Origin of the sequence: Thalassobacter sp. 16PALIMAR09 (genome assembly GCF_000765485.1) — a bacterium.
Classification (GTDB): domain Bacteria; phylum Pseudomonadota; class Alphaproteobacteria; order Rhodobacterales; family Rhodobacteraceae; genus Thalassobacter; species Thalassobacter stenotrophicus.
This window is the reverse complement of record NZ_JHAK01000007.1, coordinates 96,911-111,053: the sequence shown is the minus strand read 5'-3', so window position 1 is coordinate 111,053 and position 14,143 is coordinate 96,911. Positions and strand designations below refer to the sequence as shown.

The window sequence follows — 14,143 nt, the reverse complement described above, 5'->3', positions numbered from 1 at the left end:
TTACATCATGCCGCCCATGCCGCCCATGTCGGGCATTGCTGGTGCGCCGCCGCCGTCTTTGGACGGCTTGTCGGCAACCATGGCTTCGGTGGTGATCAGCAGACCAGCAACCGAGGACGCATCTTGCAGAGCGGTGCGAACCACTTTGGCAGGGTCAATCACGCCGAACGAGAACATGTCGCCATATTCTTCGGTCTGTGCGTTGAAGCCGAAGGACAGGTCGCTGCTTTCGCGGATTTTGCCGGCAACAACTGCGCCGTCAACACCAGCGTTTTCTGCGATCTGACGCAGAGGCGCTTCGATGGCTTTGCGGATGATCGAGATGCCGACGTTTTGGTCGTTGTTTGCACCTGTCAGGCCGTCGAGGGCTTTTGCAGCCTGTACGAGAGCCACACCACCGCCAACAACAACGCCTTCTTGCACAGCTGCGCGTGTCGCGTTGAGAGCATCGTCCACACGGTCTTTGCGCTCTTTTACTTCCACTTCGGTCATGCCGCCGACGCGGATAACAGCAACACCACCAGCCAGTTTGGCTACGCGCTCTTGCAGTTTTTCACGGTCGTAGTCGGATGTGGTTTCTTCGATCTGCTGACGGATCTGAGCCACGCGTGCCTCGATTTCAGCCTTCTCACCAGCGCCGTCCACAACAGTGGTTTCGTCTTTGGTGATTGTGACTTTCTTCGCGGTGCCGAGCATGTCCATGGTGACATTCTCAAGCTTCATGCCGAGATCTTCGGAGATCACTTGGCCGCCGGTCAGGATTGCGATGTCTTGCAGCATGGCTTTGCGGCGATCGCCGAAACCAGGTGCTTTGACTGCCGCAATTTTCAGGCCGCCGCGCAGTTTGTTGACCACGAGTGTTGCCAGCGCTTCGCCTTCTACGTCTTCTGCGATGATCAGAAGCGGCTTTTGCGACTGGATCACGGACTCGAGCAGGGGAACCATTGGCTGGAGCGAGGAGAGTTTCTTCTCGTGCAGCAGGATCATGCAGTCTTCGAGGTCTGCGATCATTTTGTCGGGGTTCGTAACGAAGTAGGGCGACAGATAACCGCGGTCGAACTGCATGCCTTCAACAACATCAGTCTCTGTCTCAAGACCTTTGTTTTCTTCGACGGTGATAACACCTTCGTTGCCGACTTTTTGCATAGCACCGGCGATTTGCTCACCGATTTCACGCTCGCCGTTGGCAGAGATCGTGCCGACCTGTGCGACTTCGGCACTGTCGTTGACAGGACGCGAGGCCGCTTTGATGGCTTCAACGACTTTGATCGTTGCCATGTCGATGCCGCGCTTGAGATCCATTGGGTTCATGCCAGCAGCGACGGACTTCATGCCTTCGCGGACAATGGCTTGGGCCAGAACGGTCGCTGTTGTGGTGCCGTCGCCGGCCTCATCGTTGGTGCGGGAAGCAACTTCCTTCACCATTTGTGCGCCCATGTTCTCGAACTTGTCTTCGAGTTCGATTTCTTTGGCTACGGATACACCATCTTTGGTGATGCGCGGTGCGCCAAAGGATTTGTCGAGGACAACGTTACGGCCTTTGGGGCCGAGTGTCACTTTAACCGCGTCAGCCAGGATGTTCACACCCTGCAGCATACGGTTGCGGGCGTCGGTGTTGAATTTGACGTCTTTCGCAGACATTTCAATCTCCAGTAAATTTGGACTTATTTAAGATCGGACGATCAGAAGCGCTTATGCAGCGTCGTCTGTGATGATGCCGAGAATGTCGGATTCTTTCATCATCAGCAGCTCTTCGCCATCAACGGTGACTTCGGTGCCGGACCATTTGCCGAACAGCACTTTGTCGCCAGCCGAAACAGCCATGTCGATCAGCTCGCCGCTGTCCTTGCGGGCGCCTTCGCCGCAGGCCACGATGATGCCTTCTGCGGGCTTCTCTTTGGCAGTCTCGGGGATGATCAGGCCGCCAGCGGTTTTCTCGTCGCTTTCGGTACGACGGACCAGCACGCGGTCATGAAGCGGTTTCAATGCCATTACAGAACACTCCTATGTTCTCAGTTACGAGGTCTTAGCACTCGCTCGGTGTGAGTGCTAACGGCAGGTAGGTAAGCAGGCTGCGGCAAGCTGTCAACAGTTGGGGGAGAGAGAATTTTCACCAAAACGGGGGCGTATATGGGCGTAGGTCGCGCTGAAAGTCCTCTGAGGCGTGTGTGTACAGGATTCGCACTCAGCCCGACACCCTGTTTATGCGATAAATAAAGGACACCAAATCGGGAACGGAATCGATTTAAGCCTGCGGCCTAACCCAGAACGTCACCCCAATCTTTGAGCCCCGCCTGCCCCGCGGCAGACAGGCCATAGACGCCCTTTTCGATCTTATCGAACCAGCCATAGTGGTTGTCGCGCATAATCGTTGTTGCTTGCGCCACGCCGGTGGCCTTGGCGACCAAAGCCCCCTTTTCCGCGCCCGCTTCAGCCAGATAAGCAGCACATTTCAACGCGTCTGATCGGTACCCCGTCACCAAACCATGCCGTGTCGCGCCGCCCGTGTTAGGGTCACCTTCTAAACGCGCAAATTCCTTCAGCAGCCGAGCTTGCCGTTTGACGCTTTTGCGCGGGGCGTAGGGCCCCGGATCGCAATGCACCTGCACCAACCCATCGGATAGCCGAACCGTGACAACCCCCAGCCCCAGCCGTCGCGCCAAGCTGATGTTGGACTTAAGGCTGGTCTGCCACCGCTTACCCTGCCCGCGCGGCACAGCGACATATACGGTATCCGTGATGCCCAGCCGCGCGATCCCCTGATGAAATAGCGACAATGAAAACGCGGCTTTCAGTTCAACCACAACAGGCGGCTCCGCGCCTCGCACCGCGACCACATCCGCCGCGCCAACCTCGGCCTTCACGACATAACCCTGCCCTTCTAGAAAGGTTTTGACGGGCGCATAAAGCTCGGTTTCGCGGATTGGTGCCATGGCCGAGTTACCGCGCAGCTTGGACAAAGTGTCAAGCCGCCCCGTGCCCGCGACGCCTTGGCTTCGTGACAAGTCACGCGCGCCCTGATACCCCCGCGCCAACCTCATTTTTGCAATGGACAGAACCTATGACAACGCTCGTCTTCGGCCACAAAGCACCTGACACTGACTCCACCGGATCGCCCATTATCTGGGCATGGTACCTGAACCAGATCAAAGGCGTAGACGCCAAGCCCGTCCTGTTGGGCGAGCCGAACACCGAAGCCTTGTTTATGCTCGACCACTGGAAATTGGACAAACCAGAGATCATCGCAGACGTTGCCGACGATCAGCCCTGTGTGATCGTGGACACCAACAACCCCGCCGAGCTGCCCGCCAACATAAACGGCGCAGACGTACGCGCGATCATCGACCACCACAAACTGGTGGGCGGGCTGGAAACCAAAGGCCCGATCGACATCCGGATCGAGCCGCTGGCCTGCACCGCGACCATCATGTGGAAAATGATCGGCGATGATCTGGCGCAGGCGCCCAAGGCGATCAAAGGCGCGATGCTGACATGCATCCTGTCCGACACGCTTGAATTCCGCTCCCCCACGACAACACAAGAAGACAAAGCCATTGCCTATGCATTGGCCGAGGATCTGGGCGTAGACATCGCTGAATACGCCGCCGCGATGTTTGCTGCCAAATCCGACGTCTCTGCGTTTTCGGACGCCGAATTATTGCGCATGGACAGCAAGGAATACGAAGTCGCGGGCACAAAGTTCCGCGTATCCGTCCTAGAAACAACAGCCCCTGACGTCGTGCTCGACCGCAAAGCCTCCATCATGGAGACGATGACCAGTGTTGCGGCTGAGGACGGTGTCGATCAGGTCCTGCTTTTCGTGGTTGATATCCTGAACGAGCAGGCCACGATGCTGATCCCCAACGACTTGACCAAATCCGTGGCCGAGAAAAGCTTTGGCGCGACGGTTGAGGGTGACGCGGTTGTCCTACCCGGCATCATGAGCCGCAAAAAGCAGATCATCCCGAACCTCGCTGTTTAAGATCTGATACAGGTTCCATTGCCGGGCACCGCGCCCCGGCAATGGATATCCCAAGGTGCCGCGTCTAGGCATAGGCCCCGCGCACCGACCGCACCCAATTGATGCAATCACGCAGCCCATCCAGCGTAACGGGTTTGGGCAGATGTCGGTCAAAACCAGCCTCAACGTATGTTTCGACCTGGTGTTTCAGCACATGCGCGCTGCACGCAATCAGCGGCAAGCGGCCAACCGCATTCTCTTGTTCAAGCGCGCGCCACTCTTGGGCGAATTCCGTGCCGGACATAACAGGCATTCTGATATCGATGAAGCCCGCATCAAAGGTCTGTTTCTGTACCAGATTCAGCCCCTCCAACCCGTTGTTGGCGAAAACCAGCTCTGCGTTCATGTGGCCTAGAAGGGCCTTAAGGACCATCTGGTTCATCTCATTGTCTTCGACGACCAAAATCTGAAGCGGATCCTTGCCCTGTTGAGGCGCATAATTTTGCGGCACCTCTTGGGGCGCTTGGTTTGGACTTTGCACGACGAATGTCGCATTGAATGTCGCCCCGCCGCCCGGGGTATCGCTGAGCGTTAGATCACCGCCATGCAACTGACACAGCTGCCGCGCGATCGGTAGGCCAAGCCCCGGGCCACCTTCGCCCTGCCCTGGTACAACGTCACCCTGCGCGAACCGGTCAAACACCGCGTCTTTTTGCACATCGGGAATGCCCGGCCCGGTATCCACGACCGACACAAGCAAAGTATGGGCCCCCGGCGTGGCCCCCTCCCGTAAGTGAGCACGAACCTCTATGGTGCCTTGGCCAGCATATTTAACGGCATTACTGACGAGATTGCCGATCACCTGCCGAATGGTCCGCCCCGACGCCAACACCTGAGGAGGCAGCGTTTGATCACGCAAGGTGACAATATCCAGCCCCTTATCCCGCGCCATACATTCAAACAGAATTGCCGCGTCACGCACCAAGTCAAAGGGAGCCACCGGCGCCATTTCGATTGCGGTGGTTCCGGCCTCTATCTGCGCCATGTCGAGTAAGTCGTTTAGCAACGTCAACAACGCCGTGGCAGAGCGATTGATCACGGCCACTTGGCTTGTTGCTTCAATCGGCAGGTCCTGCATTACCAAAGCCTGGGCCATGCCCAAAATGCCGTTCATCGGGGTCCGAATCTCGTGGCTTATCTGTTCGAGGAACGCGATTTTGGCTTGAACTGCTGCCTCTAGATCAGTGCGGGCATCCATCAATTCCTCGACCGTGCCACGCAGCACGCCTTCTGCCTCATGCAAGGCGGTCACATCCGAATGCACACCCAACATTCGGACCGGTGTGCCGCTCTCGTCACGCAGCGCAATCGCACGACACCGCACCCATACCCACTTGCCGGTCTCCCCGTGCTTATATCGCACGACTTGCTCATGGGGCTGCACCGGGTCCGTTGCGTGAGCCTGAAAGTCTGTGTTCACTTTTTCCAAATCATCTGGGTGAACAACATCCTGCCAAAACCCCTTGCAGGGCTCAGCATCTGGATCATAGCCGAGGGCCCGCCAAAACCCGCGCGACATCCAGCCCTCATTGGGGCTTTTAACGTCTCGGTACGATATCCCATCCCCCCCGGCCTCCATCAGGAAATCGAGGATATCGCCCCCTGCGCCAAGCCGCTCGTACAGTTCGTGTTGAAGATAGTGCATCGCAATTGTCCCCTAATCCATGGAAACGTCCTCCCCCTGAGCAAGTTACCATTGCGTTAATGCGGGAAATTATCTTTACCCATGTGTAACTCGCGTCATGTGAGAAAATCCCAGCAAACACAGGCTCCCCATGACCCAGATTATCTCAGCACTTTCTGACATTTCGAAACGCTACAAGGCGATGTTTGTGGATCTGTGGGGCTGTGTGCACGACGGTGTCGTCCCCTTCCCCGAGGCAGTCGCGGCATTGCAGGCCTACCGCCGCGCCGGTGGCATCGTGGTTTTGGTCACCAATTCGCCGCGCCCTCGCGCCAGTGTTGCCACTCAGCTGGCGCAGATCGGCGTGCCCGTTGATGCCTATGACACCATCGCCACCTCAGGCGACAGTGCTCGCGCTGCGATGTTCCAAGGGGTCGTGGGTCGCAAGGTTTATCACATTGGCCTGCCCGATGAGGGTGGGTTTTTCGAACCGCTCGCGCTGCTGGATGAGCCGGTTGAGATTGAACGCGTCAGCCTTGATGAGGCCGAGGGCATCGTTTGCACCGGCCCCTTCGATTCGCTAGCGGATCCGGCCGCAAACCGACCCGCGTTTTTGGCCGCAAAAACCAGAGGGCTGAAACTGCTCTGCGCAAACCCTGACATCATCGTCGACCGTGGTGAGGTCCGCGAATGGTGCGCAGGTGCGTTGGCGCAATTGTACACGGAAATGGGCGGTGAAAGCCTGTATTTCGGCAAACCCCACCCCCCAATCTATGATCTGGCGCGGCGGCGGCTGGCGCAAATTGATGACGTAGCAGACAGCGAAATCCTCGCCATCGGCGATGGAATCGGCACAGACGTCTCTGGCGCCCTTGGTGAAGACCTTGATGTGTTGTTCATCAGCGGCGGGCTTGCGGCGCGCGAAACGGGCACCGGCACTACCGGCGACCCAGAGGCATCCAAGCTGGCCGCGTATCTGACGGATCACCAAAGCGAGCCACGCTATACAATCGGAATGCTCCGTTAAGCCAACGCGACACGCCACCCGTAATTAAATTACCGTTAATGCGCAAAAATTGTCGCATTATTGCTTTCTGCATTGCAGCATGGCCTGAAATAGTCTAGGACGACCATGAAGAAGGAGAGACCCCATGCTCGACAACATGCCCCGCGGAACGATCTGTATCGAAGATATCGAAATCGGTATGTCACGCTCTTTGCGCAAAGTGATCACCGATCGCGACATTGAGCTGTTTGCCGAGGTCTCGACCGATCACAACCCTGTGCACCTTGATGATGACTATGCACGCGACACGATTTTTGAGGGTCGGATCGCCCACGGCATGCTGACGGCTGGCCTGATCTCGGCCGTTATTGGCGAACAATTGCCCGGCCACGGAACTGTCTACTTGGGTCAAAGCCTCAAGTTCCTTGCCCCCGTGCGCCCCGGCGACATGGTGAACGCGGTTGTAACCGTCACGGACATGGATTTGGGCAAGCGTCGCGTAACGATGGACACCCATTGCGAGATCGACGGCAAGAAGGTCCTCAAGGGTGAGGCAATCGTTCTGGCACCGTCGCGCAAATTCGACTGATCCTACACGGCTTGCATGACCCGGCTCACGCGGCTAGGTCACGCTCATGGATATACTCCGGGAATATCAAAACATAGATGCCAGTCACCGAGGCGCTTCGGTGGCTATTGGCAATTTTGATGGGGTGCACCTCGGCCATCAAAAGGTGCTGGATTTGGCCCGCCAAGGCCCCGGCCCTTTGGGTGTTTTGACGTTCGAACCTCACCCACGTGAAGTCTTTTTCCCCGACGCCCCGCCCTTTCGGCTGATGTCGGCGACCGCGCGGGCCAATCGGCTTGCGAAACTGGGTGTTGAGACGCTGTTTGAGCTGAGCTTCAACACCGATCTATCCGGTCTGACCGCGCATGAATTTGCCCAATCGGTCCTCGCGGATGGTCTTGGCCTTTCCCGTGTCGTGGTCGGTGCGGACTTTTGCTTTGGCAAAGGGCGCGCGGGCGATGTGGCAACACTCAAGGATTTCGGCGCTGAGTTCGGCTTTGAGGTCGTCGTGGCCGATATCTTGCAGGGCGATACCGGCGCGGCCGTATCCTCAACCAATATCCGCAAAGCCCTCAGCGACGGTAATCCCCGTGCAGCGGCCGCGATGTTGGGCCACTGGCACCGTGTTGACGGTCCCGTTGTGCACGGCGAAAAGCGCGGGCGTGAGTTGGGTTTCCCCACCGCGAACATGAACCTCGACGGTCTGCATCTGCCGAAACTGGGCACCTATGCTGTCCTGGTCGATGTGCTAGAGGGCCCCCATGCCGGCAGCTACCATGGTGCTGCTTCGCTTGGTGTGCGCCCGATGTTCAACGGCTCGGTTCCCAACCTCGAGACCTTTTTGTTCGACTTCAAAGGCGATCTTTACGGCACACCGCTGTCGGTCGGCTTGGTCGATTTCCTCCGCCCCGAGCAGTCATTCGACGGCATTGATTCCCTGATTGCCCAAATGGATGCCGACTGCCAACAGGCGCGCGCCATCCTGCGGGACCTATAGCCGTGCAGTTCTGGGAACGCCCCCTCAACAAACTCTCGCAAGAAGAATGGGAGTCGCTGTGCGACGGCTGCGGCAAATGCTGCCTCAACAAGCTAGAGGACGAAGACACCGGCGAGGTTGCATTCACCCGGATCGCTTGTCGGCTATTGGATGACGCAACCTGCCAATGCGCCCAGTACCCGATCCGCAAACAATTCGTACCCGAATGCGTGGTGCTGACGCCGAAAACGCTACCTGATGTTGCCTATTTCATGCCGCAAACCTGCGCCTATCGGCTGCTGCATGAGGGTAAACCTCTGCCCGAATGGCACCCGCTTTTGACAGGTGATCCCGACAGCGTGCACCGCGCAGGCGTATCCGTGCGCGGATGGACAATCCCGGAATTTGAAGTCGAAGAAGAAGATTGGGAAGATCACCTGATCGATGAACCCTTGGGCCACGACGCACCGCCCCAGCAAGACGAGTAGCCGCCATGAACCTCAACTTCGCCTCTGACAACACGGGTCCTGTCGCCCCAAAGATCATGGAAGCGATGCTTGCGGCCAACACCGGCGCGGCCATGCCCTATGGCAACGACCCCTCGATGGACGAAGTCACCCAAGGCATTCGACGCACCTTTGACATGCCCGAAGCGACCACGCTGTTGGTCACCGTGGGCACCGCGGCAAATGCGCTGGCGCTGGCGACACTCGTGCAGCCCTATGAAACCGTCTTTTGTCACCGTACCTCTCACATTGAGTTGGACGAATGCGGCGCGCCTGAGTTCTATTCGGGCGGCGCGAAGCTGACCCTCGTCGACGGACCCGACGGCAAAATCTGCGCAGAAGCCCTGCGTGCCGCGATTGAGCGCGTGGGGACTGACCTGCATTCGGTGCAGAGAGGCGCGCTTTCGCTGACGAACCTTACTGAATTGGGCACGATCTACACCTTGGATGAACTGCGCACACTGACCGGCATTGCCCGCGAATACGGGCTGTATACGCACCTTGATGGCGCACGTTTCGCCAATGCTTGCGCGGCCCTTGGCTGCTCCGCCGCCGATATGGCGCAAGGGTTCGATATGATCTCGTTTGGGGGCACCAAGAACGGCTGTATGGGCGTTGAGGGCATTGTGATCCGAGACCCCGAAATGGCGCAACAGGCGCAGTTCCGGCGCAAACGTGCGGGGCATCTGTGGTCCAAGAACCGCTTCCTTGCGGCACAGATGCAGGCCTATTTGCACGATGATCTATGGCTTCAGTTGGCGGCACAGGCGAATGCAGCGGGCCAACGACTGGCCAAAGGCCTTCGGGAGGTCGGCGCGCAGCTTGAGGCTGAACCCGCAGGCAACATGATCTTTGCACGGCTACCGCAACAAGCCCACGAGCACGCTTTTGCGGGTGGAGCGCAATACTCTTTGTCGGGTGAAAACGGTGACGGGGTCCTTGCACGGTTTGTTTGCGACTGGTCCAAAACTGAGGACGAGGTGGATGCCCTGTTGGCCCTGCTTCAGGGCAAGTCCGCCCAGAACGCTGCGACCTCCGCCGCCACTGCCTGAGGCGCCGTGACGGGCAACATATGGCGCCCCTCACCCGCGACGGACCGAACTGTGACGTGCGGTAAAAGACTGCGCAAGCCTTCACAAATCGACGCCATGACGGGCAGTTGTTGATGCGCCTTTTGCTGAAGAACCAGCACAGGCACCGGGCAAGTCCGCAACTGCGGCAACAACCCGTGTTTGTCATGTACGACAGAGGGCTCAGTTGCTGGGACCAATGGGATCAGTCGAAGGATGGTCTTGCGCAGGTTGGTAGGCAAATCCTCCCACGCGGCACCGGTGCCCCAATGCGCATGAAACTCGGCTGCGGCCGTACCTTCGCGCCCCGTTTCGAGTGCATCGCTCACGACCTTCATTGCCATGAGGTAGTCATTTAGCGCTGCACCGCTTGCCGCCGAAAATAGGGCGGGTTCAAATATGGTGAGGCTGCGAACCTGTTCGGGCCGCGCAACGGCAACATGCAACGCCACCGTTGCACCAAGGCTATGACCGAACACATCAATGGGTTCGTCCGGCATGGCCGCCAAGGCGGCATCCACCGCTTGCTCCATGTAATCACGCCCCTCAACCCACGGAGGACCCCTCCGGTGACCGGGCAGCCCGGGCGCAATAATTTCGCGCCCGAGGGCCTCAGCCAATGGCGCCATTGCAGCGCCATGCATGAACATCGCATGTAGCGCCAACAGTGGCCGCGTCATTCAGAGCGTTCCGAGATAGTGGTCCAGATCGGAAATCCGATCTTGGCCCCAAAACGGCTCATCCCCGACGATGAAAAACGGCACACCAAACACGTCACGGCGCACGGCTTCTTCCAGGTTGGCGGCATATTCCTCCGCCCCTTCCAAGAGGCCCGCGTTGACCAAGCCGCGGTCAAAACCCGCAGCCTCTAGCGCATCTGCCACGACCTCATCGTCTGCGACGTCCTTTTGATCGGCCCAGACCGAGCGCAAGATACCCTGCACCAGTGCGCCCAGATCACCACCGCCCACTTTCTGCGCGGCAATGATCGCGTAGCTTGAGGGCGCAGGGTTCGTGGGCCAATGCGCAGGTTTAAGATTAATTGCCATATCTTGTTGCGCGGCCTGACGGCGCATCTCAACCAAGCGGTAGGCTTGCCGCGCGGGGTGACGATCTTTGGGCGCTTGCCCACCCGTCCGGGTGAAAAGTGTCATGGTATCAAGTGGCTTATAGGTAATCGTGGCACCGTGCTTTGCAGCCACATCTTCTAGGCGCGTGCCTGTCAGGTAGGTGTAAGGCGAAAGCGTAGAAAAGAAGTAGTCGATATGGGCCATGCTGGCCTCCCTGCTTTGGTTTGCCCGAACACTAGGCCCGTGCTAGGCGGTGTCAACGTCATCCGGGCGCGAGTCGCTAATAGACCGCGCCTCCTCGAAAGGCCCTGCCATGCCCGCACAAGACCCCAAACTCATCTCTGGAAACGCTAACCCCGAATTGGCCGCATCTATCGCCAAGCGCATGTCGATGCACCGCGGAATGACTGTTGGTCTTGTGGATGCACGGGTTGAGCGGTTCAACGACGGTGAGATTTTCGTCGAGGTTTATGAGAACGTGCGCGGCGAGGATATGTTCATTATCCAGCCCACCTCGAACCCGGCCAACGACAACCTGATGGAGTTGTTGATCATTGCCGACGCGATGAAACGGTCCTCGGCCCGGCGCGCAACGGCAGTCATCCCCTACTTTGGCTACGCCCGTCAGGATCGCCGTACCAAGGCCCGGACACCAATTTCGGCCAAACTTGTATCGAACCTGATCTCCCAATCCGGGATCGAGCGGGTATTGACCATGGACCTGCACGCAGCCCAAATCCAAGGCTTCTTCGATATTCCAGTTGATAACCTCTACGCCTCGCCGATCTTCGCGCTGGATATCATGCACCACTTTGCGGGCAACATGGCAGACGTGATGGTTGTGTCCCCCGATGTAGGCGGCGTGGCCCGTGCGCGTGAATTGGCAACACGGATCAAGGCACCTTTGTCGATCGTCGACAAACGCCGCGAAAAGCCCGGTGAAATTGCTGAGATGACCGTTATCGGCGACGTTCGCGGCAAGAAATGTATCATCGTGGATGACATCTGTGACACGGCGGGCACCCTGTGCAAAGCCGCTGAGGTCCTGATCGAAGCGGGTGCCACCGAGGTACACAGCTACATCACCCACGGTGTCCTGTCCGGCCCTGCGGTTGAACGGATCACAAACTCGGTGATGAAGTCGCTGGTTATCACGGATTCGATCCAAGCCACTGATGCTGTCAAAGCCTGCCCCAATATCCGCATCGTGCCCACCGCGCCAATGTTCGCCCAAGCGATCCTGAACATTTGGAACGGCACATCGGTATCATCGCTATTTGATACCGCGACGCTAGAGCCGATCTATGAGCCGCTTTACCCCCGTGGGATGACCGGCCTCGCGGCGGAATAATCGCAGCTGACATGTTCCAAGAGTAAGACGGCCCCGCATTCCACATGGGATGCGGGGCTTTTTTATGCCGACATCTGCCCAAAGAAAAACCCCCACTCACAAGAGCGGGGGTTTTTAAATCTTAGCTAAGGTAGCTTGCTTAGACGTTCAGAGCCGCCCGTACTGCCTGCATGTCAGAGACCACCTTGGCAGCCTCATCCGAAGCACCAGCAGCCTCAGCGTCGGCGATCAGGGTATCCATGATCGCGCCCGTGACTTCGCTCACAGGCATGGCCTGTTCGGCCAGCACAGACGTGGCAGTCGCTGTGATCTCCGCGAAACCACCAGTCACGAGGTACTCATCCGCGCCAGAGGCCGTGATGACCCGCAAGATACCGGGGCGCAGCGTTGTGATCGTGGCAGCATGATCAGCCATAGCCGTCATGTCCCCGTCCGCGCCTGGGATCTGGACCTCGGTCGCCTCGACGGAAGCAAGCTTCCGTTCCGGCGAAACGAGATCAAATTGGAGCGAAGCGGCCATGATCAGGCTGCCTCCGCTGCCAGTTTTTCAGCTTTCGCTTTCACTTCCTCGATGCCGCCGACCATGTAGAAGGCGCTCTCGGGGAGGTGATCGTACTCACCGGCAACAACCGCTTTGAACGATGCAATGGTGTCCTCAAGAGGAACCTGCACACCGTCGGAGCCGGTGAAGACCTTCGCAACGTCGAACGGCTGGGACAGGAAGCGTTCCAGTTTACGTGCACGTGCCACGGCCAGTTTGTCCTCTTCGGACAGTTCGTCCATGCCGAGAATGGCGATGATGTCTTGCAGCGACTTGTAACGCTGAAGCACCTGCTGGACGTCTGTGGCGACTTTGTAGTGCTCATCACCGATGATCAGCGGATCGAGCAGACGCGATGTGGAACCGAGTGGGTCCACAGCCGGGTAGATGCCTTTTTCCGAGATCGAACGATCCAGAACGGTCGTCGCGTCAAGGTGCGCAAACGATGTTGCAGGTGCAGGGTCGGTAAGGTCATCCGCAGGCACGTAAACGGCTTGCACGGACGTGATCGAACCGGACTTCGTGGACGCAATACGCTCCTGCATTGCGCCCATGTCGGTTGCCAGTGTCGGCTGGTAGCCCACAGCAGAAGGAATACGACCCAGAAGCGCGGACACCTCAGAACCGGCCTGTGTGAAGCGGAAGATGTTGTCCACGAAGAACAGAACGTCCGAACCGGATTCGTCGCGGAACTGCTCGGCCAGTGTCAGACCGGACAGAGCGATCCGCATACGCGCACCGGGAGGCTCGTTCATCTGGCCGTAGACCAGTGCGATCTTGGATTTTTCCAGATCATCGGGAACGATAACGCCGGATTCGATCATCTCGTGGTACAGATCGTTCCCTTCACGGGTCCGCTCACCCACACCAGCGAACACGGACAGGCCCGAGTGCACTTTTGCGATGTTGTTGATGAGTTCCATGATCAGAACGGTTTTGCCAACGCCGGCACCGCCGAACAGACCAATTTTACCACCCTTGGTGTAGGGGGCCAAAAGGTCGATCACTTTGATGCCTGTGACGAGGATTTCAGTCTCGGTGGACTGCTCGTCAAACTCAGGTGCATCGCCGTGAATGGCGCGTGTCGCAGTTGCGTTCACGGGGCCTTTTTCGTCAACGGGGTCGCCGGTGACGTTCATGATGCGACCCAGTGTTGCGGAACCCACGGGTACAGAAATCTGACCGCCAGTGTTTTCAACAGCTTGGCCACGCACGAGGCCTTCGGTGGCGTCCATAGCAATGGCGCGCACTGTGTTTTCGCCAAGGTGCTGGGCCACTTCGAGAACGAGGTCTTTGCCTTGGTTTTGGGTTTTCAGGGCGTTCAGAATCTCAGGCAGGTCGCCTTCGAACTGAACATCGACGACGGCGCCGATGACCTGGGTGATTTTTCCGGTAGGGTTTGCCATATCG

15 protein-coding genes are annotated in these 14,143 nt (G+C 58.2%); 7 read left to right on the top strand and 8 right to left on the bottom strand.

The window, feature by feature from the left end:
- The 3 genes from groL to PM04_RS13795 all read right to left on the bottom strand — a co-directional run bounded on the left by groL (nucleotide 1) and on the right by PM04_RS13795 (nucleotide 2,933).
- Nucleotides 1–1,641, bottom strand: a complete 1,641-nt coding sequence (gene groL / locus PM04_RS13805; protein WP_038007894.1) for a chaperonin GroEL — start codon at nucleotides 1,639–1,641, stop codon at nucleotides 1–3.
- A gap of 51 nt (nucleotides 1,642–1,692) precedes the next feature.
- A complete protein-coding gene (locus PM04_RS13800) occupies nucleotides 1,693–1,992 on the bottom strand; it encodes a co-chaperone GroES (protein ID WP_038007891.1) in 300 nt (99 codons plus the stop codon).
- 266 nt (nucleotides 1,993–2,258) lie between these two features.
- Complete coding sequence (locus PM04_RS13795; protein WP_038008042.1) at nucleotides 2,259–2,933, bottom strand: DUF2161 domain-containing phosphodiesterase; 675 nt, start codon at nucleotides 2,931–2,933, stop codon at nucleotides 2,259–2,261.
- A 128-nt stretch (nucleotides 2,934–3,061) separates the two neighbouring features.
- On the opposite strand from PM04_RS13795, the gene PM04_RS13790 reads away from it, so the two are divergent.
- On the top strand, nucleotides 3,062–3,982 hold the full coding sequence (locus tag PM04_RS13790) for a manganese-dependent inorganic pyrophosphatase (RefSeq protein WP_038007889.1): 921 nt from the start codon (nucleotides 3,062–3,064) through the stop codon (nucleotides 3,980–3,982).
- Between the two features lie 64 nt (nucleotides 3,983–4,046).
- On the opposite strand, the gene PM04_RS13785 is transcribed toward PM04_RS13790, so the two are convergent.
- A complete protein-coding gene (locus PM04_RS13785; RefSeq protein WP_038007887.1) occupies nucleotides 4,047–5,666 on the bottom strand; it encodes a PAS domain-containing hybrid sensor histidine kinase/response regulator in 1,620 nt (539 codons plus the stop codon).
- A 130-nt stretch (nucleotides 5,667–5,796) separates the two neighbouring features.
- On the opposite strand from PM04_RS13785, the gene PM04_RS13780 reads away from it, so the two are divergent.
- The 5 genes from PM04_RS13780 to PM04_RS13760 all read left to right on the top strand — a co-directional run bounded on the left by PM04_RS13780 (nucleotide 5,797) and on the right by PM04_RS13760 (nucleotide 9,753).
- A complete protein-coding gene (locus PM04_RS13780) occupies nucleotides 5,797–6,672 on the top strand; it encodes a TIGR01459 family HAD-type hydrolase (RefSeq protein WP_038007884.1) in 876 nt (291 codons plus the stop codon).
- 124 nt (nucleotides 6,673–6,796) lie between these two features.
- Complete coding sequence (locus PM04_RS13775; RefSeq protein ID WP_038007880.1) at nucleotides 6,797–7,240, top strand: MaoC family dehydratase; 444 nt, start codon at nucleotides 6,797–6,799, stop codon at nucleotides 7,238–7,240.
- Between the two features lie 46 nt (nucleotides 7,241–7,286).
- Nucleotides 7,287–8,216 (top strand): bifunctional riboflavin kinase/FAD synthetase, encoded by a 930-nt coding sequence (locus PM04_RS13770; protein WP_038007877.1) that lies wholly within the window; start codon nucleotides 7,287–7,289, stop codon nucleotides 8,214–8,216.
- Nucleotides 8,213–8,683, top strand: coding sequence for a YcgN family cysteine cluster protein (locus PM04_RS13765; RefSeq protein WP_038007876.1), 471 nt, complete (start codon nucleotides 8,213–8,215; stop codon nucleotides 8,681–8,683). The genes PM04_RS13770 and PM04_RS13765 overlap by 4 nt, the downstream gene beginning before the upstream one ends.
- A gap of 5 nt (nucleotides 8,684–8,688) precedes the next feature.
- On the top strand, nucleotides 8,689–9,753 hold the full coding sequence (locus tag PM04_RS13760) for a low specificity L-threonine aldolase (RefSeq protein WP_052068321.1): 1,065 nt from the start codon (nucleotides 8,689–8,691) through the stop codon (nucleotides 9,751–9,753).
- On the opposite strand, the gene PM04_RS13755 is transcribed toward PM04_RS13760, so the two are convergent.
- Together PM04_RS13755 and PM04_RS13750 are read right to left on the bottom strand one after the other, a co-directional pair.
- Nucleotides 9,705–10,451 carry an alpha/beta fold hydrolase gene (locus PM04_RS13755; RefSeq protein ID WP_052068322.1) on the bottom strand — a complete coding sequence of 249 codons (747 nt, stop codon included), beginning with the start codon at nucleotides 10,449–10,451 and terminating at the stop codon, nucleotides 9,705–9,707. The genes PM04_RS13760 and PM04_RS13755 overlap by 49 nt on opposite strands.
- Nucleotides 10,452–11,045 (bottom strand): 2-hydroxychromene-2-carboxylate isomerase, encoded by a 594-nt coding sequence (locus PM04_RS13750; protein WP_038007875.1) that lies wholly within the window; start codon nucleotides 11,043–11,045, stop codon nucleotides 10,452–10,454.
- Nucleotides 11,046–11,154: 109 nt separating this feature from the next.
- Here PM04_RS13750 and PM04_RS13745 point away from each other — a divergent pair, with 109 nt between their 5' ends.
- Complete coding sequence (locus PM04_RS13745) at nucleotides 11,155–12,192, top strand: ribose-phosphate pyrophosphokinase (RefSeq protein WP_038007874.1); 1,038 nt, start codon at nucleotides 11,155–11,157, stop codon at nucleotides 12,190–12,192.
- Nucleotides 12,193–12,331: 139 nt separating this feature from the next.
- Here PM04_RS13745 and PM04_RS13740 read toward each other — a convergent pair whose 3' ends face one another.
- Both PM04_RS13740 and atpD read right to left on the bottom strand, forming a co-directional pair.
- Nucleotides 12,332–12,712 (bottom strand): F0F1 ATP synthase subunit epsilon, encoded by a 381-nt coding sequence (locus tag PM04_RS13740; RefSeq protein WP_038007872.1) that lies wholly within the window; start codon nucleotides 12,710–12,712, stop codon nucleotides 12,332–12,334.
- Nucleotides 12,713–12,714: 2 nt separating this feature from the next.
- Complete coding sequence (gene atpD / locus PM04_RS13735; RefSeq protein WP_038007869.1) at nucleotides 12,715–14,139, bottom strand: F0F1 ATP synthase subunit beta; 1,425 nt, start codon at nucleotides 14,137–14,139, stop codon at nucleotides 12,715–12,717.
- Nucleotides 14,140–14,143 lie beyond the last annotated feature (4 nt).

Excerpts from the sequence above, each read along its gene's own strand:
- atpD (WP_038007869.1), bottom strand. The coding sequence starts at position 14,139 with ATGGCAAACCCTACCGGAAAAATCACCCAGGTCATCGGCGCCGTCGTC.
- PM04_RS13790 (WP_038007889.1), top strand. The coding sequence starts at position 3,062 with ATGACAACGCTCGTCTTCGGCCACAAAGCACCTGACACTGACTCCACC.
- PM04_RS13795 (WP_038008042.1), bottom strand. The coding sequence starts at position 2,933 with ATGGCACCAATCCGCGAAACCGAGCTTTATGCGCCCGTCAAAACCTTT.
- PM04_RS13760 (WP_052068321.1), top strand. The coding sequence starts at position 8,689 with ATGAACCTCAACTTCGCCTCTGACAACACGGGTCCTGTCGCCCCAAAG.
- groL (WP_038007894.1), bottom strand. The coding sequence starts at position 1,641 with ATGTCTGCGAAAGACGTCAAATTCAACACCGACGCCCGCAACCGTATG.
- PM04_RS13800 (WP_038007891.1), bottom strand. The coding sequence starts at position 1,992 with ATGGCATTGAAACCGCTTCATGACCGCGTGCTGGTCCGTCGTACCGAA.
- PM04_RS13775 (WP_038007880.1), top strand. The coding sequence starts at position 6,797 with ATGCTCGACAACATGCCCCGCGGAACGATCTGTATCGAAGATATCGAA.
- PM04_RS13740 (WP_038007872.1), bottom strand. The coding sequence starts at position 12,712 with ATGGCCGCTTCGCTCCAATTTGATCTCGTTTCGCCGGAACGGAAGCTT.
- PM04_RS13780 (WP_038007884.1), top strand. The coding sequence starts at position 5,797 with ATGACCCAGATTATCTCAGCACTTTCTGACATTTCGAAACGCTACAAG.
- PM04_RS13755 (WP_052068322.1), bottom strand. The coding sequence starts at position 10,451 with ATGACGCGGCCACTGTTGGCGCTACATGCGATGTTCATGCATGGCGCT.
- PM04_RS13770 (WP_038007877.1), top strand. The coding sequence starts at position 7,287 with ATGGATATACTCCGGGAATATCAAAACATAGATGCCAGTCACCGAGGC.
- PM04_RS13785 (WP_038007887.1), bottom strand. The coding sequence starts at position 5,666 with ATGCACTATCTTCAACACGAACTGTACGAGCGGCTTGGCGCAGGGGGC.
- PM04_RS13745 (WP_038007874.1), top strand. The coding sequence starts at position 11,155 with ATGCCCGCACAAGACCCCAAACTCATCTCTGGAAACGCTAACCCCGAA.
- PM04_RS13750 (WP_038007875.1), bottom strand. The coding sequence starts at position 11,045 with ATGGCCCATATCGACTACTTCTTTTCTACGCTTTCGCCTTACACCTAC.